Below are 1,085 nucleotides of genomic sequence, written 5' to 3' on the forward strand. Positions count from 1 at the left end.
AGTTTCACCTTCCAGTCTTCATGTATCATAGGGCTTATCGGTATTAACTTGTTCTTGTTGAAATACGAATCCAGCCTATCAATGAAACACTCCTCAAAATCACAAGTATAGAGAACAGTATAGACCTCTCCCTTGATGTGCTTCCTTATTCCTATCCTTGTTATCAGCTGGGCAAAATACCACATCTTAAGGTCTTGTGAATCAGCCTTTGTCCCGTATGCCTTCCTTATTTTTGCAGCTTCGGTATTAGGCAAACTCCAGTCACCGCATAGTATAATCTGCCTCATGTCCCTGTATTGGTTGGTACTTTTATTATCCGACGCTCCATAGTAAGTGACCGAGAACATATTTGGATTAACTTTCCTTTCCAACAGTCCATTCCTGACCCTTTCTGCATAAGATGATATACCAGGCCCTTCGTCATTACCGTTAACATCCTTCCAACAGACAACAAGAGAGGGTTTGTCAATGAGCTTTGTGACACCATCAAGAAAAGAACTGAACTTATCATTATCCAACCTGTTCCTCTTCAAGCCGAACTCCACCTGCTTAAACTCCGTAACGGTATTGTATTTCTCTTTTACATCCAATAATTTGAAACATGAAGAACCCTTGAAGAGAATATTACCGGCTCCCTCGAAAATAAGCACGTGGGTCTTTATAGCTACATTATCGGGACAAATATCTACCGGGTTAAATGTAATACCTACCTTTTGTCCTTCATCTACCATCCATGAATCATAATACTTCGGGACAAGGCCAAGAACAACATCCCTCTTTATCCTGTTTATCTTGTATGTGTCGTTGAAGAAATCGAGTTTGGTATTCCTGATGAAGCTGTCGTAAAATGCCGATATTCCATCCTTGTCTATACAGGTTATCTTTCCTTCACCGTCCATCTTGCTGAACACCCCTAATATACTCCTGTCAAACTCAACGAAGGGCTTTATAAATGTAGGAGTCTCGTCAAATACAACATACCTCCTCAAGTCACCCCTCGACATCAACTTTGCAAAATCACCGTCGAATGGTCTTACCTCTTCATTCTTGTCAGGGCTATAAATAAGGAAATAGTTAATCAAGTC

Annotated in this window: 1 pseudogene; it reads right to left on the bottom strand. The window is 40.6% G+C overall.

Annotated elements, in window-relative coordinates:
• Positions 1-1,085 (bottom strand): annotated as a pseudogene (locus H6A34_RS14445) (hypothetical protein); the annotation flags it as partial.

Source organism: Marseilla massiliensis, assembly GCF_016899855.1.
Lineage (GTDB): Bacteria > Bacteroidota > Bacteroidia > Bacteroidales > Bacteroidaceae > Prevotella.